The organism is Cellulophaga baltica (genome assembly GCF_018861125.1).
GTDB lineage: Bacteria > Bacteroidota > Bacteroidia > Flavobacteriales > Flavobacteriaceae > Cellulophaga > Cellulophaga baltica_A.
In genome coordinates, this window is the sequence record NZ_JAHKQN010000035.1 from 112,739 (window position 1) to 136,470 (window position 23,732).

Annotated in this window: 18 protein-coding genes and 1 tRNA gene; 7 read left to right on the plus strand and 12 right to left on the minus strand. The window is 31.9% G+C overall.

Annotated features, from left to right (window positions below; translation table 11 throughout):
- The 4 genes from KO500_RS16340 to KO500_RS16355 form a co-directional block, all read right to left on the minus strand.
- Positions 1 to 981: a TRAP transporter substrate-binding protein gene (locus tag KO500_RS16340; protein ID WP_215957632.1), complete on the minus strand. Its 981-nt coding sequence runs from the start codon at positions 979 to 981 to the stop codon at positions 1 to 3.
- Between the two features lie 145 nt (positions 982 to 1,126).
- On the minus strand, positions 1,127 to 1,456 hold the full coding sequence (locus tag KO500_RS16345; protein WP_215957633.1) for an L-rhamnose mutarotase: 330 nt from the start codon (positions 1,454 to 1,456) through the stop codon (positions 1,127 to 1,129).
- Positions 1,457 to 1,465: 9 nt separating this feature from the next.
- On the minus strand, positions 1,466 to 2,806 hold the full coding sequence (fucP, locus tag KO500_RS16350) for an L-fucose:H+ symporter permease (protein ID WP_215957634.1): 1,341 nt from the start codon (positions 2,804 to 2,806) through the stop codon (positions 1,466 to 1,468).
- A 79-nt stretch (positions 2,807 to 2,885) separates the two neighbouring features.
- Positions 2,886 to 3,668, minus strand: a complete 783-nt coding sequence (locus tag KO500_RS16355; protein WP_215957635.1) for an SDR family oxidoreductase — start codon at positions 3,666 to 3,668, stop codon at positions 2,886 to 2,888.
- 596 nt (positions 3,669 to 4,264) lie between these two features.
- Here KO500_RS16355 and KO500_RS16360 point away from each other — a divergent pair.
- Positions 4,265 to 5,383 carry a glycoside hydrolase family protein gene (locus tag KO500_RS16360; protein ID WP_215957636.1) on the plus strand — a complete coding sequence of 373 codons (1,119 nt, stop codon included), beginning with the start codon at positions 4,265 to 4,267 and terminating at the stop codon, positions 5,381 to 5,383.
- A gap of 46 nt (positions 5,384 to 5,429) precedes the next feature.
- Here the strand turns inward: KO500_RS16360 and KO500_RS16365 are convergent, their stop codons facing one another.
- Complete coding sequence (locus KO500_RS16365) at positions 5,430 to 8,249, minus strand: chitobiase/beta-hexosaminidase C-terminal domain-containing protein (RefSeq protein WP_215957637.1); 2,820 nt, start codon at positions 8,247 to 8,249, stop codon at positions 5,430 to 5,432.
- 180 nt (positions 8,250 to 8,429) lie between these two features.
- Here KO500_RS16365 and KO500_RS16370 point away from each other — a divergent pair, with 180 nt between their 5' ends.
- Positions 8,430 to 9,257 carry an amidohydrolase family protein gene (locus KO500_RS16370; RefSeq protein ID WP_215957638.1) on the plus strand — a complete coding sequence of 276 codons (828 nt, stop codon included), beginning with the start codon at positions 8,430 to 8,432 and terminating at the stop codon, positions 9,255 to 9,257.
- Between the two features lie 65 nt (positions 9,258 to 9,322).
- On the opposite strand, the gene xylA is transcribed toward KO500_RS16370, so the two are convergent.
- The 3 genes from xylA to KO500_RS16385 are packed head-to-tail and all read right to left on the minus strand — an operon-like array spanning position 9,323 to position 13,160.
- Positions 9,323 to 10,648, minus strand: coding sequence for a xylose isomerase (gene xylA, locus KO500_RS16375; RefSeq protein WP_215957639.1), 1,326 nt, complete (start codon positions 10,646 to 10,648; stop codon positions 9,323 to 9,325).
- Positions 10,649 to 10,674: 26 nt separating this feature from the next.
- Entirely contained in the window at positions 10,675 to 12,159 is a 1,485-nt protein-coding gene (locus KO500_RS16380) for a xylulokinase (RefSeq protein WP_215957640.1), read from the minus strand.
- Positions 12,160 to 12,161: 2 nt separating this feature from the next.
- Positions 12,162 to 13,160: a GntR family transcriptional regulator gene (locus tag KO500_RS16385; protein ID WP_215957641.1), complete on the minus strand. Its 999-nt coding sequence runs from the start codon at positions 13,158 to 13,160 to the stop codon at positions 12,162 to 12,164.
- Between the two features lie 152 nt (positions 13,161 to 13,312).
- On the opposite strand from KO500_RS16385, the gene KO500_RS16390 reads away from it, so the two are divergent.
- From KO500_RS16390 to KO500_RS16410, 5 genes are all read left to right on the plus strand, one after another.
- Positions 13,313 to 13,396, plus strand: a tRNA-Leu gene (locus KO500_RS16390).
- Between the two features lie 97 nt (positions 13,397 to 13,493).
- Entirely contained in the window at positions 13,494 to 14,411 is a 918-nt protein-coding gene (locus tag KO500_RS16395; protein WP_215957642.1) for a MerR family transcriptional regulator, read from the plus strand.
- 3 nt (positions 14,412 to 14,414) lie between these two features.
- Positions 14,415 to 15,872, plus strand: a complete 1,458-nt coding sequence (locus KO500_RS16400; protein ID WP_215957643.1) for a phytoene desaturase family protein — start codon at positions 14,415 to 14,417, stop codon at positions 15,870 to 15,872.
- Between the two features lie 4 nt (positions 15,873 to 15,876).
- Positions 15,877 to 16,716 (plus strand): phytoene/squalene synthase family protein, encoded by an 840-nt coding sequence (locus KO500_RS16405; protein WP_215957644.1) that lies wholly within the window; start codon positions 15,877 to 15,879, stop codon positions 16,714 to 16,716.
- A gap of 4 nt (positions 16,717 to 16,720) precedes the next feature.
- Positions 16,721 to 17,170, plus strand: a complete 450-nt coding sequence (locus KO500_RS16410; protein ID WP_215957645.1) for a sterol desaturase family protein — start codon at positions 16,721 to 16,723, stop codon at positions 17,168 to 17,170.
- A 3-nt stretch (positions 17,171 to 17,173) separates the two neighbouring features.
- Here the strand turns inward: KO500_RS16410 and KO500_RS16415 are convergent, their stop codons facing one another.
- The 4 genes from KO500_RS16415 to KO500_RS16430 form a co-directional block, all read right to left on the minus strand.
- On the minus strand, positions 17,174 to 17,734 hold the full coding sequence (locus KO500_RS16415; protein ID WP_215957646.1) for a TlpA family protein disulfide reductase: 561 nt from the start codon (positions 17,732 to 17,734) through the stop codon (positions 17,174 to 17,176).
- Positions 17,734 to 18,300 (minus strand): TlpA family protein disulfide reductase, encoded by a 567-nt coding sequence (locus KO500_RS16420; protein ID WP_215957647.1) that lies wholly within the window; start codon positions 18,298 to 18,300, stop codon positions 17,734 to 17,736. Before KO500_RS16420 ends, KO500_RS16415 begins: the two co-directional genes overlap by 1 nt.
- 107 nt (positions 18,301 to 18,407) lie before the next feature.
- Positions 18,408 to 20,681, minus strand: coding sequence for an aconitate hydratase (locus KO500_RS16425; RefSeq protein ID WP_215957648.1), 2,274 nt, complete (start codon positions 20,679 to 20,681; stop codon positions 18,408 to 18,410).
- Between the two features lie 252 nt (positions 20,682 to 20,933).
- The gene (locus KO500_RS16430) at positions 20,934 to 23,708 is read right to left on the minus strand and encodes a bifunctional aconitate hydratase 2/2-methylisocitrate dehydratase (RefSeq protein WP_215957649.1); all 2,775 of its coding nucleotides are present in this window, start codon (positions 23,706 to 23,708) and stop codon (positions 20,934 to 20,936) included.
- Positions 23,709 to 23,732 lie beyond the last annotated feature (24 nt).

The following is a 23,732-nucleotide window of genomic DNA, read 5'->3' on the forward strand; positions in this document are numbered from 1 at the left end:
TTATTTAACAGCTTTTATATCTTGAATAAGGGTATAAAATTCTTTATCTGATTTATATTGCTCATATATATCATCTAATTTATCAGCAAATAAAGATTTATCAGGTCTTATAATTTCAACACCTGCTTTTTGTACTTCTATCAATGCCGTTTCTTCTGCTTCTGCCCAAAGTTTTCTTTGATAAACCACTGAATTATCAACAGCTTCTTGTAACCACTCTTTTTCTTGCTCTGATAAATTATCCCAAAATTGAGTTGCTATTACCAAAACATCTGGCAATACCGTATGTTCATCTAAAGAATAAAATTTACAAACCTCATAATGTCTTGATAAATAAAAACTAGGTGGATTATTTTCTGCACCATCTACAACACCTTGTTGTAAAGAAGTATATAATTCTCCCCATGATATTGGAGTTGGTGAGCCCCCAAGAGCTTTCACCATATCCATCGCTGTTATACTCTCCATCACCCTAACTTTTAATCCTTTTAAATCACTAGGTTTATAAATAGGTCTATTTTTGCTGTAAAAACTTCTACTACCAGCATCATAATATCCTAAGCCTTTAAGTCTAAATTGTTCACTCTCTACTAATAACTTTTTGCCGATTTCACCATCTAAAACTTGAAATACATGTTCTTTATCTCTAAAAAGAAATGGTAGCCCCAAAACCTTCATTTTTGGCGCAAAATTCTCTAAAGTACCTACTGAAATTTTAGTCATATCTAAACTTCCAATTTGAAGCAATTCTAAATTTTCTCGTTCAGTTCCTAATTGTTGACTTGGATAGATTTTTAAATTTAACTTGCCACCAGAAATATCCATTAAATCTTCACCCATTTTAACCATTGCTTTATGAACGGAATGGTTTACATCTAAACCATGAGCAAGTTTTATAGTTTTGGTTTCACTGATTTGATTACATCCAAGTAAAAATAGGATACAAGAAATCACCAAAAAAGTTGTTGTTTTTTGTTTCATTTTAGCTTTATCGTTTTAAAACTGTATAATTGGTTTAACTAACGCTCCAATAAGAATTCACTTCTCTATTAAACTAAATATTTTTTATTCGAAATACTTTTTAATTATCAGAAAATTTGGAACAACAATACTGAGTTAATATGCATTATAATTTAAAAATGCGTTCCATTAACATCCATTTTTCACCTGGCTTTACACCAGGTAACTGTTGTTGGTAATTCCACATTAAGTTTTCCCATTTTTGAACAACCTCATTTTCGTTGTCCATTTTAGCTTTATTTTTTAAAGTGAAAGTTTCTGTAGTTTCAATAAGCATGAATAATCTGTTATGCACTAAATATATTTCAGCTTCAAGAATACCAGAAGATGAAATACTTTCTAATATTTCTGGCCAAACATTTTTGTGGTATGTGACATATTCTTCAATAAGTTTTTTATCGTCTTTCAAATCAAGAGCAAAACAATATCTTTTCATACAGAAAAATTAAGCCATTTTATTTTCATAATTTTTAAATACCGTATAACCATACCAAGCGATAAACAAGAAACAGATTAGAGGCAAAATAAAAGAAAAATTTACCTCAGCAACACCTGCAATTTTAGTATCAGAAACCCCACTACCACCTGCATCAATTATCATACCTTGTAGCATAGGCAATAGTGCACCACCAACAATTGCCATTACTAAACCAGCAGAGCCAACTTTTGATTCTTCCTCACTTAAATCATCTAAAGCAATACCATAAATAGTTGGGAACATTAATGACATACAGAATGATATTCCAACAACACAATAAAGGCCAATTAAATTTTCGATAAAAATTGCACCTAAAACAAATGCTCCTGCTAAAACAGCAAAAAACATTAACAATTTACCAGGACTCATAACACGCAACATAGCAATACCAACCATTCGACCAATTGTAAACATTACAAAAGCTATAAATTGATAAGTAAAAACATCTATTTTCTCATAACCTGAAACTCCAGCATTAGCCAAATCAATAGCTTCTGCATATTGATAGATATAAGTCCATGTCATAATTTGCGCACCTACATATAATATTTGTGCAATTACACCTAAAACGTATTTTTTGTTCTTTCCTAAATTTTTAAACGTTTCACCTAAACTAGGCATACCGCCTTCATCTTTTGATTGAGGCATTTTATTTACTAAAAATAAAACAAACACTGCTAAAATAACTAAACCTAATACCACATATGGATCGCGAATAACAGCTAGATCTGCAACTTTTATCATATTCCTTTTTACTTCTGAAAGTGCACTAAAATCTGCAATATCATCGGACTGTAATTTATCATAAACAAAAAACTTTGCGACCAACAAACCTGCTATTAACCCAACAGGATTAACTGACTGAGCTAAATTTAAACGTCGTGTTGCAGTTTCTTTAGCACCCATTGCTAAAATGTATGGGTTCGCCGCTGTTTCTAAAAATGCTAATCCGAAAGTTAAAACGTATAACCCTAAACAAAAGAACCAAAATTGTTCTGTAATAGCTGCTGGGTAAAATAACAAAGCTCCTCCTGCATAAAGTCCCAAACCAATTAACACACCTACTTTATACGAATATTTACGCATAAACATTGCAGCTGGTAAAGCCATACAGAAATAACCACCGTAAAATGCCATCTGTACCCAAGATGCTTGCGTGTTTGATAGCTCTAAAACTTTTTTAAATGCGTTAACCATTGGATCTGTTACTGCATTTGCAAAACCCCAAAGAGCAAATAATGAGGTTACTAGAATAAATGGTATTAATATTTCTTTTGAAACAACTGGTGATTTTTTATTATCTTCCATTAAATGATTTTAAATTTTTAAAGTGACTATTAGTAGCGTTACTTTTTTATCGTTGAGTTAATTTTTTAAACAATCTATATTATTTTATAGATCTATCTAAATGTGTGTAACCGCCATCTACATATATTAATTGTCCAGTGGTGTGACTTGATTTATCAGAGAGTAAAAACACAACCATATCAGCAATTTCTTCAACAGTTGTCATTCTATTTTCAAAAGGAATTAAATTATTTATCTCTTCAAGCTTTTTATCACCATTTTCAAAAGTTTTAATCCATTTTTCATACAATGGAGTAAAACATTCTGCAACAATAAGTGCATTAACACGAATTCCATAAGGTAATAATTCAACAGCCCACTCTCTTGTTAACGCATTTCTACCTCCATTAGCTGCTGCATAACCCGAAGTACCGCCTTGACCTGTATCCGCAGTTTTAGAACCTATATTTAAAATTGAACCTTTAGTTTTTTTAAGTTCAGGTAACACATGATGTGCCATTAAATAATAGTGAACCAAATTGCGCTCTAAAGATTTGATAAAATCTTTATGATTACCATGCTCTAAACTTACACCATCATTTACTCCTGCATTATTTACAAGAGCATCAATACGTCCGTATTTTTTTATAACCTCATCAACAGCATTCTTACATTGGTCTGGGTCAGTCAGTTCTGCTATTGTATAAAAAAACTCTTTACCTTGGTTTTTAAAAGACGCTTCAACATCTAAAACACTAGCTTTATTTCTCGTAACAATAACAGGTATTGCACCTTCATTAGATAAGGATTCAACAATCCCTAAACCTATTCCTTTTGAACCTCCGGTAACAACAACAACCTTATCTCTTAAGTTTAAATTCATTTTCTTAACAAAAAATTATTTTAATTATTCTTATACAAAACAACTAACTCTACAAAATTCTTTTCAAGCGAACACCAATTTATCTGTTTTTCTCAAATAAAAAACGCTTAATATTAGTCGAAAAAATGGTTAATTTTTCCATTTTCTTAAGAAGTTATTTCATTTTTGATTAATTCATAAATTTAGAAGATTAAATATCAACAGACAATAATTTTAGACGAACGTATACTGGTAAAGCACCATTGTCAAATTAACACCCTGTTTGGTTTAATTTACTGTTATATCAAAAAAACGAATAAAAAATTTTAAATCTAATATTTTAAATACTTTAAAATTATCAACTATTATATTTTAATTTTGAATCCTTCTCCTTTAAATGTTATTTTTTTAAATCGACATTCACCAATTAGCTCAATTTTTAAATTCATAGGTTTTTTTAAATAGTGTTACATCTTTTTTTTAATAATAATTTTATTGGTATGAAACCTAATGTTACTCGTCTATATTTTTAAAGAATAAATAGTTTATAAATTATATTTGTTAGTAAGCCCAAATGATTTTTTGGCAATCTATTTAAAACTTAAATACTAAAATACATGAAAAGGAGAACGTTTATAGATACATCTATAAAAGGAGCGGCAGTATTATCAACAGCTAGCTTATGGTCTTGTGTATCTTCGAAAAAAACAACGGAAACATCATTTATTGATAGAATACAACCAGCACCAAAAAACGGAGGTTTTCGTGATGATAATTACTGGATATGGGGTTCGTCTGTTATTAAAGGTGAAGATGGCAAATACCATATGTTTGCTTCAAGATGGTCTAAAGATGTTGGTTTTGGAAATTGGGTAACTAATTCTGAAATTGTCAGAGCTGTGGCTGATTCTCCTGTTGGTCCTTATAAATTTCAAGAAGTTGTTTTACCACCAAGGGGTTCTGAATTTTTTGATGGCATGTGTACACACAACCCTAGAATTGTAAAATATAAAGACAAATACTTACTCTACCATTTTGGTACAACATATGATTTTGCAATGCCAACAAAAGACAATAGAAAGCCTGAGGGCTACGATTGGAACGTCGCTTGGTTAAATAAGCGTGTAGGTTTAGCAATTAGCGATTCTGTTTTTGGGCCTTGGGAACGTGTTGACAAACCGGTCATTGAACCAAGACCAGGACATTGGGATGCATCTATAACTTCAAACCCATCACCTGCAGTGGACCCAAAAACCGGAAAAATACTACTAATGTATAAATCCTCTGCTACACCAAAACCTCCATTATTACTAGGTGTTGCTATGGCTGATAGCCCAAAAGGTGAATACAAAAGGCTTAGTGAAGAACCTGTTTTCAGGTTTGAAACACCTGACAATAATCATATTGATGTGGAAGACCCATACATTTGGTGGGCTGGTAATAGATATGAAGGAGTTATTAAAGATAGATCAGGTGAAATATGTGGTGAAGAAGGTGGCGGTGTTCATATTTGGTCTAAAGATGGTGTGAATTGGAAATTATTTGAAGATGTAAAAGCTTATAGTAGAAATATCTTGTGGGATGATGGGACTACAACTCATCAGAATCATTTTGAAAGACCTTTTGTTCTAGTTGAAGATGGCAAACCAACGCATTTATTTGCAGCAGTTGGTAGTGGCCCTAAAGCATGGAGTTTTGAAAATACCTGGAATATGGTAATTCCGTTAAAACATTAATACTTTATACTAAAAAAGCCAAGTAATTATTTACTTGGCTTTTTATTTAAAACTTCACTTTGAATTTTTTAGAGTTATAATCTCTAAAAGCAGTAATTACAACCTTTTTGTTTTTGTATTTTTTCATTGCTTTTTGAAGATCACTAATATTATTTATTTTTTCTCCGTTTACTTGCTGAATGACCCAATCTCTAGGTAACTTAGCATCTAACCACATTTTAGCTTTCTCATTATCTATTGACTTTATATAACACCCAAAATTATAACCGCCAGTTGCATCAATTAGATCAGGATCATCAGCTATATTAATTAATAATGCGCCTTCTATTTCCAATTCAATCGCTTTGTTTTTTTCTGCAAATTTCTCACCTAAATATTCTCCTGCTAAAAGAGTACTATACCAACTTGGATAAACAATTTTTTCTGCTTTATTAAATGCTGCAATTGCCGTAAATCCAACAGAAATATTTTCTTGATTATATGTTTTTGCTTTTATAATTGTAGTCGTGTCAATTTTAAAAGGTTCGGCATATACCAATGAATTTATAGTTGGCTCGGTACCATCAACCGTGTAATAAATTTTATAATTTTTTCCTGCACTTTTATCGGCTTTGATATTTATTACTTTAGATTGTTCAAACTCACCACCAAAAGGAACTATTTTCGTCATTTCATGACCAAAACTGTCCATTTCAAAATTTTGAAAACCTAGTTTTATAGCCGGAGAATTTTCTTTTACTTGATAATTACCATTTTCAATATCAACAAATAATGGGTTACCTGATAATGAATGTACATCATAACCTTTTTGTTGCCATTGTTCCATATTTAAACCCACTATAATATCAAAATTATAAGGATCGTTAATATTCCAATAAAAATTATTATCATAATGTTTACTCCACATTGTTTCTGTTGGTAAGCCTACATCTCTAATAAATCTGTTGGTTGGTTCTTTCTTTCCAGGTACAGCACCTGATATAACAAATATGTTTTTATAAATTTCATCTTCAGAATCTTTTGGCCAAACATGCCAACCTAATGGAACTGCACTTACTGTAATATTATTAAAAACTTTACGAGCCATACCATCACGTAGTTTTATAGTGGATCCTAAACTTAAATTATTATAAATCTCATAGTAACTAGAACCATCATCTAAATCAATAGTCCAATTACCCGCACTAATTGATTTTCTATAATTTGCAATTCTGTTGTTTCTTATAATTACATTATCAATCGCATCAAGTTTGGTAAGCTCTTTAATAAAATGATCATCAGACCCTCTTGAGCCCTTCCATTGCCTTTCTCGTCCCCATGAATTAAAAGGGCCGTGCTCACCAGTTTCTCTAACCGTTTCCCAAATATCATTGAACTCAATAACATGTCCTCCCCAGGTACCATCATTAATACAAATTCCTGCCCTTGGGCAGTTGTATATGGTATTGTGAGATGCTTTTATTTTATGACTCATTGAAATAAAAACTCCAGCAACTTGTTTACCAACATCTCCAAAATCATGCATAATAGAATTCTCCACAACACAATTTTTTGGATAATGGTCAGTTTTAGGTCCTGCTGTTAAATCCATATCTTTACGCATGCTTTCCCAATTTTTACCATAAATTTCTTTATCATCCCAAGTTTGAAAAAAACGAACAGCAGATGGTAAACCAACAAAACAAACAGCACTTTCGCCTGTGTGTACAAAACGGCAACCTGACACCTTATTATCTCTATTATAACCACTCATAAACACCCCGTTACCACCGAGGTATTCAAAATTGCAACTTTCAATAGTACTATTTTCTACACTTTCAAAATATACAGCCCCACCACGATGAATTGCCCAATCACCACGAGCTAAAGGTTCATAATCATCCATAAAAGTGTATTGCGATTGTGTAAAATTAAAACCTTTAAAATGAATGTATTTTACCGGATTGTCTATTGTTCCTTTTAATTCTATTAAATTTTTCAATAATGGAACCTCAATAATTGCATCATTTAAATCTAAGTCTGAAAATGGATAGTAATATAATAAATTAGTGTTTTTATCAAAAAACCACTCACCTGGAACATCTAGTTCTTCAAAAACATTATCAATAAAAAACCAAGAGGCATGTGAACCTTTGCTTCCTATTCCAAAAACGCGTTGTAATTGCCAACCACCTTCATCTAAATAAATTTTATGTTCTAGCTTATCTACATTTTTTATTTTGTATTGCATGTTACCCCAGTTGTGGCTTTGAAATGCATGTACAATTCCTGTAGCCGGATTACTCCAATCTTTCATTGTAAATGTTTCTGTATTATATGAAAACCATTTATCAAACCTTTGATCTGTACCATCAACTACTTCATCATAACTTGTGCCAGCACCGCGTAAAGGATTGTCGTAGTCATAATTTGGAAAACGAGCCCTAATCTGTCTTTCTTCATTAACAAATAATTGATCAAAATTTAAATCTCTTGGTAATTGGCTTACATATATTCCATTTTTATATGGTTTCCAGTCTAAATTCTCTAATTTTTTTGAACCTTTAATATTTACCTCCACACCTGGTAGTGCTGAAAAGACAACGGGATATTCTTTAGTTCCCGAATATTCACCCCCTAACTTAATGGTATTCTCTAAATAATAATCCCCTTTATTAAACCATACTGTTACTGTTTCTGTGCCAACATATTTTTTTAATTCTTCAAGTGATTTTTCAATAGTTTTAAATGGATGCATTTTTGTACCATCATTAGTATCGTCACCTAACGGAGAAATAAAAATATCATGTGCATTAATATATTGAGATGCGCAAAGTATCAAAATAAATAAAGTAATTTGATTATTACATTTTAGTATGGATTTCATAATAAATATTAATTTTCACTTATTTTTTATAATTTATAATTTATAAAAATTGAAAAAATGACCAAAATAAATACTCTAAATAACAGCTCACAAACGACAGAAAACATTAATTATAATAATCAATACTATTATCTTATTTTAGTCTCATATAGTTAATAACTACTTCAAAAAAAAAAAAAAATGACAATAGATTCTCATCAACATTTTTGGAAATACACCCAAGAAACACATGGTTGGATTGATGATAATATGGCCGTAATTAGGCGTGATTTTTTACCTAGAGATTTAAAACCAATCTTACAGGAAAATAATATCGATGGTTGTGTAGCCATACAAGCCGATCAAACACTTGAAGAGACAAACTTTTTATTACAATTAGCTAATGAAAATGATTTTATAAAAGCTGTTGTTGGTTGGGTTGATTTACGAGAGCAAAACATAGCATCTACACTTGAGGGTTTAAAACAAAATAAAAAACTAAAGGGCTTTAGACATATTGTACAGGGTGAATCTGACCCTAATTTTTTATTACGTTCTGAATTTTTAAATGGAATTAGTCACCTAGAAAAAAATGATTTTACTTATGATATTCTTGTTTTTCCGCATCAATTAGGAGCTACTTTGGAGTTTGTTAAAAAATTTCCTAATCAGAAATTTGTAATTGACCATATTGCAAAACCGTACATTAAAGATAGTTTTTTTGATGGTTGGGCTTTATTAATGAAAGAAATAGCAAAGCAAGAGAATGTATTTTGCAAACTATCTGGAATAGCTACTGAAGCTGATATAAAGTTATGGACTCCTCAGCAATTAGAACCTTATATGCAATTGGTATTAGACAGTTTTGGTAGTAATAGAGTAATGTATGGTTCCGACTGGCCTGTTTGTTTAGTTGCAGGTGATTATAGTGAAATAAAGAATATTGCTACTGATTTTATTAAAAACCTATCAAATACTGAACAGGAAAACATTATGGGAAATAATGCTGCTAAGTTTTATAACTTATAACAATTAAAAAAGTCCACTATAATTATTTATAATGGACTTTTTAAAAAATTAATTACTTTTAATTTTTAAATATATTGGTTAATTATATTTTCAAACAATTCTTGCTTTCCACTTTGTAATTTTAATTCTCCGTTTTCTTGGGCAATTTTATATAAATCTTCTAAGCCTAATTTTCCTGCTTCAAAATCTTTTCCTTTACCTGAATCGAAAGAACTGTAACGCTCTGTTCTCAGTTTATCGTAAGCTGAAGAACTTATGATTTTATCTGCCGTTAATAAAGCTCTTGCAAAAGTATCAGCACCACCAATGTGTGACAAGAAAACATCTTCCATATCTGTAGAGTTTCTTCTAATTTTAGCATCAAAATTAACGCCACCACCTTGTAAGCCTCCTGCCTTCAAGAAAACAAGCATTGCTTCAGTAGTTTCTTGAATATTATTAGGGAACTGATCTGTATCCCAACCATTTTGGTAATCACCACGATTAGCATCTAAACTACCTAACATACCAGCTTTTGCTGCAACTTCAATTTCATGTTGAAAGGTATGTTGTGCTAACGTAGCATGGTTAACTTCAATATTAATTTTAAAATCTTTATCTAAACCATACTCTTTTAAGAAACCAATTGCCGTAGCCGAATCAAAATCATACTGATGTTTCATTGGTTCCATTGGTTTAGGTTCTATAAAGAAATTACCTTTAAAACCTTGAGCTCTCGCATAATCTCTTGCTTTTATCAAAAACTGTCCCATATGGTCTAGTTCACGTCCCATGTCTGTATTAAGTAAAGACATATAGCCTTCTCTGCCTCCCCAGAAAACATAGTTTTCACCATCTAGAGCAATTGTAGCATCAATAGCAAGTTTTATTTGTCCGCCAGCTCTTGCTACAACATCAAAATCAGGATTAGTAGCAGCACCGTTCATATAACGAGGGTTTGAAAAGCAATTCGCCGTTCCCCATAATAATTTTATACCTGATGCCTTTTTCTTTTCTTGTAAATATTCTGTAATTGAAATTAATCGCTTTTCTGAATCAGCAAAAGTTGGTGCTTCTTGAACCAAATCATAATCATGAAAACAGAAATAATCAAATCCCATTTTACTAATAAATTCAAAAGCAGCATCTGCCTTATCTTTAGCTGCTTGAATAGGATCTGAAGCTTTATCCCACTCAAAACTTTGAGTTCCCGGACCAAAAGGATCACCACCTTGACCACAGAATGTATGCCAATAAGCAATAGCAAACTTAAAATGCTCACGCATCGTTTTACCCGCTACAACTTGTTCAGGGTTATAGTATTTAAATGCCAAAGGATTGTCAGATTCTTTTCCTTCAAATTGAATGTCATTAATACCTTTAAAGTATTCTTTATCGCCTAAAATCGCCATAAGTAATTTATTTATTTTGTTATTTTTTATTTATTCTTTAGAGCCAATTCAAGTTCTTTTTTCCATTTTTGATATGCTTCTTCATAGACAGATTTATCTTTTAATGGCTTATACGCCATCACATAATCATTATTCATGATTAACTTACCATAGTTTTCAAAATCTCCTTTACGCAAACCTGCCGCTCTTGCAGCACCTATTGCTCCCGTAGTATTGTATATTTCAATATCATAACCAATTAATGTAGCTACTGTATTTGCAAATATTTCAGATCTAAACAGGTTATCATTACCTGCTCTTATAACATTCACTTTTATTCCGTCAGATTTTAAAATCTCCATGCCGTAAACAAATGAAAATGCGATTCCTTCTAAAGCTGCTCTACATAAATGTCCTTTTTGGTGGTTATTCAAATTCACATTAACCAACCTTGTTCCTATATCTTGGTTGTTTAACATACGTTCTGCACCATTCCCAAAAGGCAATACGCAAACCCCATCAGAACCAACAGGAACTGCTTTTGCTAAAGCATTCATTTCATCATAAGAATTCACAGAAAGGTTATTTAACAACCATCTGTACTGTATACCTGCACCATTTATATTTAATAACTTACCAATTCTTGGGGTTTCTTTTTTATAATTTACATGTGCAAAATTGTTAATCCTAGTACTTTCCTTTCCTGATAAGCTATCCGTTATTGCATACACAACTCCTGAAGTCCCTCCGGTTGCTGCAACTTCTCCTGGATTAAATACGTTTAATGATAATGCATTGTTTGGCTGATCACCTGCTCTATAAAAAATAGGTGTACCAACTTCTAAACCACTTTCTTTCGCACCATTTTCATCAACAAAAGATTGCTCGCCAAAAGTATCTACTATATCTGGCACTAATGATGGCGCAAAGCCATAATACTCTAATAGAAAATCTGCTACAGAATTCTTTTCAAAATCCCAAAAAACACCTTCTGATAGACCTGATATAGTTGTGTTAATAGTATTTGAGAATTTATATGCTATAAAATCACCTGGTAGCATAAATTTAGATGCCTTTGCATATATTTCAGGTTCATTTTCTTTTACCCATTTTAATTTTGATGCGGTAAAATTAGCTGGAGAATTTAATAATTGAGAAGAACATTTTTCTGCTCCAATACTTTTAAAAGCATCATTACCAATCTCAACGGCTCTACTATCACACCAAATAATACTGTTACGGAGTGATGCTCCATTTTCATCTACCAAAACCAAACCATGCATTTGATATGAAATACCAATCCCTTTTATTTGAGATTTAGAAACCGAGTATTTTTCTTTTATTTTTTCAACACCATTACAAATGTAATTCCACCATTCGTTAGGGTTTTGTTCTGCCCAACCGTTATTTATAGCAATCATACACATTTCGGTTTCTGGTTCTTGAACAACACCTAAACTTTTTCCTGTTTCAACTTCTACTAAAGATATTTTAATAGACGAACTTCCTAAATCAAATCCTATATAATACATAGTTATAATGAATCTCTAATTATAATTTTAGTTGACACATAAAGTTGTTTGGGTGCATCATCTGCAACAAACCTAGCTGCTTGTTCACCCATCTCTTTAAAGTCTGTAGTTACAACAGATATGCCTTTGTAAATAAATTTTTTCATTGGTGTATCATTATAGGACAAAAAGCCCAAATCTTTTCCTGGCTCTAAATCTTTAGCCCTACATTGTTCTAAAAATTCACCCAACATCCTATCACTTACACTTATATATGCAATACCTCTTTCTACTTGCAAATTTTTACAATCCGTTACAGCTTCACCAACAATACCAAAATCCTTACAAAATTTTTTAAAATATGTAATGGTTTCTATTGGGTGGTTGGTGTATTCTGGATACAGAAAATGTATTGCTTTATACTTTTTAAATAGTCTTTCAATATCAGATAAAGATTTATAGAAATTTTTTCCAAAGTCTTGAAAAACATAATTATTTGAATCTTGTACGTGAATATTCCAATCTAACAGCAATAAATTATTACTATCTATTTTATCTAAAACAATTGGTATGTCTTTGTGGTCAAAACCCATAATTACATACTTGTAATACTTACCAATACTGTTATTAATTATGGTTTTAAAATTTTCAATATTATAATGGTGAAACTGCACATCTGTAATTACATCATCACCCAAATAATTAGTAAATGAATGATATAAAACTTCTTTATATGCCTTAAAAGTATCTAAAACCAAAAGTACTTTTTTAGTATTGCTAGCTACGTAGTACCCTTTATTTGGCACAGACTCAATAACATTACTTTCTTTTAAAATTGAATATGCTTTAAAAACCGTATCACGAGACAACGAAAATTTACGACACACTACATTAACTGATGGCAATAAATCGCCAATATTCAAATGGTTTTTTGCTACAGCCTCATTTACAGCGTTAACAATTTGCTGATACTTTGGTACCGAGCTATTAGGTTCAATTTTAAAAACAACTATATCCTGCATAAAATAATCCGTACTGGTCTGTTCTGGTTTGTTTTCAAATATACTAATTAATTATAATTTAAAAACACATTTTGTAGATTTTAACGCAAATCAATAATTATAAAATACTAAAGCTGCTTTAAAAAAATTAAGTAAATTCGCCATTTAAACAAGCCCACGTGGTGAAATTGGTAGACACGCCACCTTGAGGGGGTGGTGTTCGCAAGGACGTGCTAGTTCGAATCTAGTCGTGGGCACGTAACAAACCTGTAAACATTTTGTTTACAGGTTTTATTTTATTTAAAATAAAATATAGTTTGTATTGTAATTTTGTTTAACTTTATTCAAAAAAGTATGAACAAAATAAAATCTTCTTTTAGCATTCGTGATTTAGAAAATATTTCAGGAATTAAAGCTCATACTATCAGGATTTGGGAAAAGAGATATCATCTCTTAGAACCTCAGCGAACAGACACCAATATTAGAAATTACAGTCTAGATAGTTTGCAGAAGCTTTTAAATATTACGCTTCTGTATAATAATGGATACAAAATATCAAATATTGCTCAAATAGAAGAAGATGACTTACCGAAAACGGTAAAAAAACTAGTTGATAAGAGTGCCATACACAATGATGCCATTAATTCTTTTAAAATGGCTATGATAAATTTTGACACTAATTTATTTTATAAAACATATAATGGCTTACTTCAAAAAAATGATTTTACTGAAATATTCCATGATATATTTATTCCACTTTTTAATCAAATAGGATTACTTTGGCAAACTAAAGTTATTAGACCTTCACATGAACACTTCATAACGAATTTAATTCGTCAAAAAATCATATTAAATACAGAGAAAGTACAGTCTAAAAACAAGTTAAATTCCGATTTTATTTTTGTTTTATTTTTACCTGAGCACGAAATACATGAGTTAGCCTTATTATACCTAAACTACGAACTACAGGCTAAAGGACACAAAACAATCTACTTAGGTCATTCCGTACCTCTTGAATCTTTAAAAGAAGTTAGTATTTATTACCCTAACATACACTTTATTTCATATTTTACAACTGAGCCTAACCGATCAATAATTCGTAATTATATTGAAGACTTCAAAACAGAGTTAGAAATAGGTGAAAAAAATAAATTTTGGGTATTAGGCTATCAATCTCAATTTATTGACAAAAACCTATTTGATGAAAATTTTAAAAAATTCAATTCTATAAAAATGGTTACATCACAAATTAATTCATTACAAAAACCATAAGCTATGAAATCCAAAATAATTATTATAGGCTCTGGTTTTTCTTCACTATCTGCCTCTTGCTATTTAGCAAAAGCTGGTAATGATGTTACTATTTTTGAAAAAAACAGTACAATTGGCGGTAGAGCTAGACAACTTATTAAAGATGGTTTCACTTTTGATATGGGGCCAAGTTGGTATTGGATGCCCGATATTTTTGATAATTTTTTTGCTGATTTCAATAAAAAAACTTCTGATTATTACCAGTTGGATAAATTAAACCCAGCCTACAAAATATTTTTTGATGACGATACGATTACTATTGGCGATTGCATGGATAAAATTTGTGCAGAATTTGAACGCATTGAAAAGGGAAGCGCAGTACACTTGAAAAAGTTTATCGCTGAAGCTCAAGAAAATTATGATATTGCCATTAACAAAATAGTATTACGACCAGGTTTATCTCCTACGGAATTAATTACTCCCGAAACCATTAAAAAAGTGGACCAATTTTTTAAAACAATTAGCTCGCAGGTTCGTAAAAAATTTAAAAACTCAAAGTTAATTTCAACATTAGAATTTCCTGTTCTTTTTTTAGGTGCAAAACCTAGCAATACTCCATCATTTTACAATTTTATGAATTTTGCTGATTTCGGCTTAGGTACGTGGCATCCTAAAGGTGGTATGTATGAAATTATTAAAGCAATGAAATCATTAGCTATAGAATTAGGTGTAACCATAAAAACAGACAGTCCTGTTGAAAAAATTATCGTAGAAAATGATACTGTAAAAGGTATAAATTCTAATGGTAAATTGTTTAGAGCTGATGTGGTTTTGTCTGGTGCTGATTATCATCATTCAGAGACTTTACTTGAAAAAGAATACAGACAGTATTCTGAAAGTTATTGGGACAAGAAAACTTTCGCTCCTTCATCACTTCTATTCTATATAGCTTTCGATAAAAAAATAAAAAATATTGAACACCATAATTTATTTTTTGATACTGATTTTGAGCTTCACGCAAATGAAATATATGATAATCCAAAATGGCCAAAAGACCCTTTGTTTTATGTAAACTTCCCTTCAGTAACTGATGAATCAATGGCACCTGAAGGATGCGAAACTGGCTTCTTTCTTGTACCAATTGCAACAAACTTGGTGGATTCTAATGAAATAAGAGAACACTATTTTAATTTAATTATGAATAGATTTCAAAAACAAACAAAACAAAATATATTAGATAGTATTATATTTAAGGAGTCTTTTTGTGTGCGTGATTTTAAAAAAGAATACAATTCGTATAAAGGAAATGCCTATGGCCTAGCTAATACGCTAACACAAACAGCATTTTTAAGACCAAATTTAAAAAGTAAAAAAGTTGAAAATTTATATTTCACTGGTCAACTAACAGTACCCGGACCGGGAGTGCCACCAGCCTTACTATCTGGAAAAATAGTATCACAACTAATCAACGCCAAACAATAAAATTATGAAACAAATTTTTGACCATGTCTCATACAGCTGTAGCAAAACAGTAACTAAGTCTTACAGCACTTCGTTTACTCTTGCTACTAAAATGTTGCATTCTTCAATTAGAGGCGATATATATAATATTTATGGTTTTGTCCGTTTTGCAGATGAAATTGTTGATAGTTTTCATGATTATGACAAAGAAACTCTCTTTAATAAATTTGAAACTGACTTGGTAGATGCTATCGAAAATAGAATTAGTTTAAATCCAATTTTAAATTCATTTCAACACACATACCATACTTATAATATTCCTTATGAATTTGTTGATTCATTTATGAAAAGTATGCGTATGGATTTACACAAAACCATTTATCAAACTAATGAAGAGTATAAAGAATATATTTATGGCTCTGCAGACGTTGTAGGTTTAATGTGCTTAAAAGTGTTTGTAAAAGGAGATCAAGAAGCCTTTGACAGACTAAAAACTTCAGCAATGGCGTTAGGGTCTGCTTTTCAAAAAGTAAACTTTTTACGTGATTTAAAAGATGATTTTGAAGGACTTAACAGAACATATTTTCCTAACACAAATTTGAGTGCTTTAGATGAAGAAAGTAAGCAAAGAATAATTCAGGAAATCAATGCTGATTTTAATCTAGGCTTTCAAGGTATAAAAAATTTACCTGCATCAGCTAAATTTGGAGTATATACTGCTTATAGATATTATTATAAATTATTGCAAAAACTACAAAAAACTCCACCTTTGCAAATTCAAAATACACGCATAAGAGTTCCTAATTACCAAAAATTTGGTTTATTAGCTAAGTCTTATGTAAATTATAAACTTAATTTAGTTTAAAAAGATGAGTACAATTATTTGGATTCTGATATTTTTAGGAACATTTAGTTTTATGGAGTTTATGGCTTGGTTTAGCCATAAATATATTATGCACGGTTTTTTATGGATTTTACATAAAGATCACCATAAAAAAGATCATGATTCTTGGTTTGAGCGAAATGATGCTTTTTTTATCATTTATGCAGTAGTAAGCATGTCTTTTATTTATGCCGGAGCAACGACATGGTTTTGGTATGGTTGGCCTATTGGTTTAGGTATTATGGCTTACGGTGCTGCATATTTTTTAGTTCACGATATATTTATTCATCAACGTTTTAAATTATTTAGAAATGCGAATAACTGGTATGCTAAAGGTGTGAGAAGAGCACACAAAATGCATCACAAACACATAGGAAAAGAAAAAGGGGAATGTTTTGGAATGTTATTTGTTCCGTTTAAATATTTCAAAAAATAGATTTTACTCTTCCAATAATCTATCTAATAGCAATCTTGCTTTTTCACCATCCCAGTTTTTAGAACCTGTTTCAGAAACTACCACTCCCCCATTTTTACCTATTATAAACGTAGCAGGTATACTTTTTGAATAAAGCTCTTGAGGTTCTTTACTAGTTTTATAATATACTGGTAGATCATACCCTTCATCAGTCAAATAAGAAGTTACCTTTTCTTTTTTATCATTGGCAATAAATAAAAAAGTCACCCTATCTCCATAGTCGGTATACAATCTATTAAAGTCTGGCATTTCTGCTATACATGGTGGACACCAAGTAGCCCAAAAATTTATAACTACAACATTACCCTTAAATGTTTTAAAATTGATTTTAGCGCCATTTTGAGAAGTTAGCAACCAATTAGATGAAGAAATAGCTAACTGCTCATTTTTTTCAATTTCTGACGGATTTAATGAAAGTAAACGGTTTACAAGTACTTTAACCTTAAAACCTACAGGTGTAAAAAGTAATACAGCTAATAGTGCAATAAAAACAAGATTAAAAAACTTCTTTTTATTTAAGAACATTATTTAGAAATTAACTTATCTAATAAATTATAAATTTTAGAATTATCCCAATCTGCAATACCTTGCTTATGAACAACGATATTACCTTTTTTATCAATTAAATATGAAGATGGCGCTTTAATACCTTCCTCACCAAAAGGCATTTTCTCTCCAATAAATAAATAGGTAACAGGAAATGTAAGGTTATGCTCTGTCATGAAAGCCTCCACTGGCTCCCGCTCTTCGTTTGTGATGATATAAAAGTCTACTTTGCCTTTATATTGATCATACATTTTTTGAATACTTTGTAATTCCGCTTCACATGGCAAAACCCATGAAGCCCAAAAATTGACAAAAACTACATTGCCTTTTGATTTTTCAAAATTAAAGATATCCCAATTTTCATCTTTCAATCTCCAATCATAATCTGCTACTTTATTTCTATCTGTTTCTTCTGTCACTGAAGGACTGAAAGAAAAAATTTTATTCAATATTACTTTACTATAATCTCCTAATGGAGTAACAAAAAAAGATAAAATAAATGCGAATAATATAATATTTAAGACAGTCTTCTTGGTAATTTTCATTAATTATTAGATTTATTCAAAACTAAAAAACTCCTGATGAATATCAGGAGTTTTTTTTAATTAAAAATTAACAATTTTTAATTTGATCTCATATTTCCTAACAAATACTAGGCAATATTTTCTTTTTTAATCACATTTAAAGCTGAACCTTCTCTATACCAATCAATTTGAGGTTGGTTGTATGTATGATTCACCTTAATTGTATCTTTACTACCGTCTGCATGAACTAACTCAATTGTTAATTGTTTATCTGGCGCAAAATCTGCAATATCTAAAAAGTTAAACGTATCGTCTTCTTGAACTAAATCATAATCATTCTCATTATCAAAAGTCAAACCTAACATACCTTGTTTTTTAAGGTTTGTTTCGTGAATACGCGCGAATGATTTCACAATTACTGCCGCAACACCTAAATGTCTCGGCTCCATAGCTGCATGTTCACGAGAAGAACCTTCACCATAATTATGATCACCTACTACTATTGATCTAATTCCAGCTGCTTTATAAGCGCGAGCAGTATCAGGCACGCCTGCAAATTCACCAGTTAACTGATTTTTAACAAGATTCGTTTTCTTACCAAATGCATTTACAGCACCAATTAAACAATTGTTTGAGATGTTATCTAAATGACCACGGAAACGCAACCATGGTCCAGCCATAGAAATGTGATCGGTAGTACATTTACCAAATGCTTTAATTAATAATTTTGCCCCCATTAAGCTTTCATCACTTATTGGTGTAAAAGGCTCTAATAACTGTAATCTTTCAGATTCTGGAGATACAATAACTTCTACACCTGAACCATCTTCGTCTGGTGCGAAATAACCTGCATCTTCAACAGCAAAACCTTTTGGTGGTAGCTCCCAGCCTGTTGGCTCATCAAATTTGACTTCTTCTCCATTTTCATTTATCAAACTATCAGTAACCGGATTAAAATCTAAACGACCAGAAATTGCAATTGCAGCTGTAAGTTCTGGTGAAGCAACAAAGGCATGAGTATTAGGATTACCATCTGCACGCTTTGCAAAGTTTCTATTAAATGAATGCACAATACTATTTTTTGGTGCATTCTTAGGATCATTATATCTTGCCCATTGACCAATACAAGGTCCACATGCATTTGTAAATATTTTAGCATTTAGTTTTTCAAAAACTTCTAAAATACCATCTCTTTCTGCAGTAAATCGAACTTGCTCTGAACCAGGATTTATTCCTAATTCAGATTTCATCTTTATTTTTTTATCAATTGCTTGTTGCGCAATTGATGAAGCTCTTGATAAATCTTCGTAAGAAGAGTTTGTACAAGAACCTATTAGTCCCCATTCAACTTGAAGAGGCCATTCATTTTCAGTTGCTTTCTTTGTCATATCAGAACCTGCTCCAGTCGATAAATCTGGCGTAAAAGGTCCGTTCAATAGTGGCGTTAATTCTGATAGATTTATTTCAATTACTTGATCAAAATATTCTTCTGGGTTAGCATACACTTCTGCATCAGCAGTTAAATGTTCTTTTACAGCGTTTGCTGCATCAGCAATATCAGCTCTTTCTGTAGAACGTAAATAACGCTCCATAGACTCATCATAACCAAAAGTAGATGTTGTAGCACCAATTTCAGCTCCCATGTTACAAATAGTACCTTTACCAGTACAAGAAAGATTTTTAGCTCCTTCACCAAAATATTCAACAATTGCACCTGTACCACCTTTTACTGTAAGTATTTCTGCAACTTTTAAAATAACATCTTTTGGTGCTGTCCAACCAGATATATCTCCTGTAAGTTTTACACCAATTAATTTTGGAAATTTAAGTTCCCATGCCATACCAGCCATAACATCAACGGCATCAGCACCACCTACACCGATTGCAACCATACCTAAACCACCTGCATTAACAGTATGGGAATCGGTTCCAATCATCATTCCTCCAGGGAAGGCATAGTTTTCTAAAACTACTTGATGAATTATACCTGCTCCTGGTTTCCAGAAACCTATTCCGTATTTATTAGAAACAGATTCTAAAAAATCAAAAACCTCAGCACTTGTTGTATTTGCTGATTTTAAATCTGCTTTTGCTCCATTTTTAGCTTGTATCAAGTGATCACAGTGCACTGTAGTTGGTACTGCAACTTTAGGCTTACCTGCTTGCATAAATTGCAAAAGAGCCATCTGTGCTGTAGCATCTTGACAAGCAATACGGTCTGGAGCAAAATCTACATAATCTTTACCTCTTGTAAATACTTTAGAAGGGCTTCCGTCCCATAAATGAGAGTATAATATTTTTTCTGAAAGTGTTAGTGGCTTCCCTACGATCTTACGTGCTTCATCTACACGCTTAGACATATTAGAATACACACCTTTAATCATATCGATATCAAATGCCATAAGATTTATTTATAATTTATAATTATTTTGTTCCCCTAATTTAGATACCACAAGGTACAAAATATAGAGGGCAAATAATAAGATTAAACAAATATAGAATGATTATAAAAAAGGATTTTACACATTCTAAATCAGGTTGTAATATTAAAAATATTAGCAGTGTTCAAGGAGCTCTATTACATAAATAAATGACACAAAAAAAGCCTGAGTTTACAACTCAGGCTTTACATAATCAATAACGTCTTCTAGCAATTATTTTACTAACTGTTTTTGAGATGGTTTAAACTTAGTTAATACAATACCATCAACAGCAGCTTCATATTCTGCCATTGTAGGAGTTCTTCCTAAAATCGTAGATAATACTACAACCGGAGTAGATGATAATAATGACTCCCCTTTTTTCTCACCCGTATCTTTTACAACACGACCTTGGAATAAACGAGTAGATGTTGCCATTACCGTATCTCCTGGTTCTGCCTTTTCTTGGTTACCCATACATAGGTTACAACCTGGGCGCTCTAGGTAAAGCATGTTTTCGTACTTGGTACGTGCCAATCCTTTAGGTGCGCTATCGTCAAATTCGAATCCTGAGTACTTTACTAATACATCCCAGTCTCCTTCTGCTTTTAACTCATCTACAATGTTGTATGTTGGAGGTGCAACTACTAAAGGAGCTTTGAATTCTACCTTTCCGTTTTGCGCTTCAACATTTTTCAACATTTGAGCTAATATTTTCATGTCACCTTTGTGAACCATACATGATCCCACAAAACCTAAATCTACTTTCTTGGTTCCACCATAGTAAGATAATGGACGAATATTGTCATGCGTATAACGTTTAGATACATCTTCATTATTTACATCTGGATCAGCAATCATTGGTTCAGCAATTTCATCTAGATCAATAACTACTTCTGCATGATACTTAGCATCTGCATCTGGTCTTAAAGATGGCTTAATACCTGTTTTAAGTTCCGTAATTCTAGTTTCTGCTTTATCAACAAGTCCTTGAAGTACACCTTTTGCATTGTCCATACCCTTTTCGATCATGATTTGGATACGACCTTTTGCAATCTCTAATGACTCTATTAAAGTATCGTCTTCAGAAATACAGATAGATGCTTTCGCTTTCATTTCTGCTGTCCAATCCGTAAACGTAAATGCTTCATCAGAAGTTAACGTACCAATATGAACCTCTATTACACGACCTTGGAATACGTTTTCGCCTCCAAACTGTTGTAACATTTGTTGTTGTGTAGCATGTACCACATCACGGAAATCCATGTAAGATTTCATCTGTCCTTTAAAGGTCACTTTAACCGATTCCGGAATTGGCATAGAAGCCTCACCTGTTGCTAATGCTAAAGCTACCGTTCCTGAATCTGCACCGAAAGCAACACCTTTAGACATACGTGTGTGAGAATCACCACCAATAATGATGTCCCAATCACCAACAGTAATATCATTTAATACTTTATGAATAACATCCGTCATTGGAAAATATTTCCCTTTAGGATCACGACCAGTAATTAAACCAAAGTCGTTCATAAAGCTCATTAATCTTGGAATATTAGCTTTAGATTTATCATCCCAAACAGATGCCGTATGACAACCAGACTGGTATGCACCATCAACTATTGGAGAAATAACTGTAGCAGCCATCATCTCTAATTCTTGAGAAGTCATTAAACCAGTAGTATCTTGGGAACCTACAATATTAACCTCTGCACGAACGTAAGAGCCTGCATGTAAAGTTGCTCCTGATGTTCCAACTGCATTTTTATTGAATATTTTTTCAACAGCAGTTAAACCTTGTCCTTCAATAGAAATTTCTTTTGAAGGTGCATAAACTGGCACTACATCTATTCCTAAAGTTTTAGAAGCAAAAGTTTGTAATTTTTTACCGAAAACAACAGCATAAGAACCACCTGCTTTCATGAACTCCATTTTTTGTGGCGTAAATGCAGCAGAAATATCTTTTAATTCTGTTTCTCCGTGATATAATTTTTTCTCTTTAGTATTAATAGTAAGCACAGTTCCTGTTGTTACAGAATACATTTGCTTTAATACTGGCTCTCCATCTTCATCACGAATTGTTTTTCCTTCTTCATCTTTTTGGATTACCCAGTTTTTTAAATCTAAACCAATACCACCAGTTACACCAACTGTAGTTAAGAAAATTGGAGCAATACCATTTGTACCTGCTATTACTGGAGCGAAATTAATAAATGGTACATATTTACTAAAAGGTAAACCCGTCCATAATGCTACGTTATTTACACCAGACATTCTAGAAGAACCAACTCCCATTGTTCCTTTTTCTGCAATTAACATCACACGTTTATCTGGATGCGCTTCTTTTAAAGCCAATAATTCATTCTGCATCTCTTTGTTATGCTCAAACATACATTGACCATGTAGTTCTCTATCTGAACGTGAGTGTGCATCACCACCTGGTGATAATAAATCTGTAGAAATATCACCAACACCAGCAATATATGTTACAACTTCTATTTCTTCTTCTATTTCGGGAAGCTTTGTAAAAAACTCTGCCTTAGCATAACTTTCCATAATGCTTTTAGCTATCTCACTACCATTTTTATAAGCTTCCTCTAAACGATCTGTATCCGCTTCGTATAAGAAAACTTGAGTTTTTAATACCTCAGCAGCGTCTTTTGCAATAGCTACATCATCTCCTAATGCTAGGTCTAACAAAACTTCTACTGAAGGCCCACCCTTCATGTGAGATAATTGCTCAAAAGCAAAAGAAGGTGTGATTTCTTTTACAATTGATTCTCCAAGAATAATTTCTTTTAAAAATTTAGCTTTTACACCTGCCGCACTGGTCGTACCAGGTAAAACATTATAGATAAAAAAGTTAAGAGACTCTTCCCTATACTCATTATCTAAATCTTTTATTTGCTCAATAATAGCGCTTAACAATTCTTTGCCATCAATTGGCTTTGGATGAAGACCTTGACCTTTACGTTCTTCAATCTCTTGGAGATAATCCTTGTAAATATTCATAATAATAAAAACCTTTTCAATGTT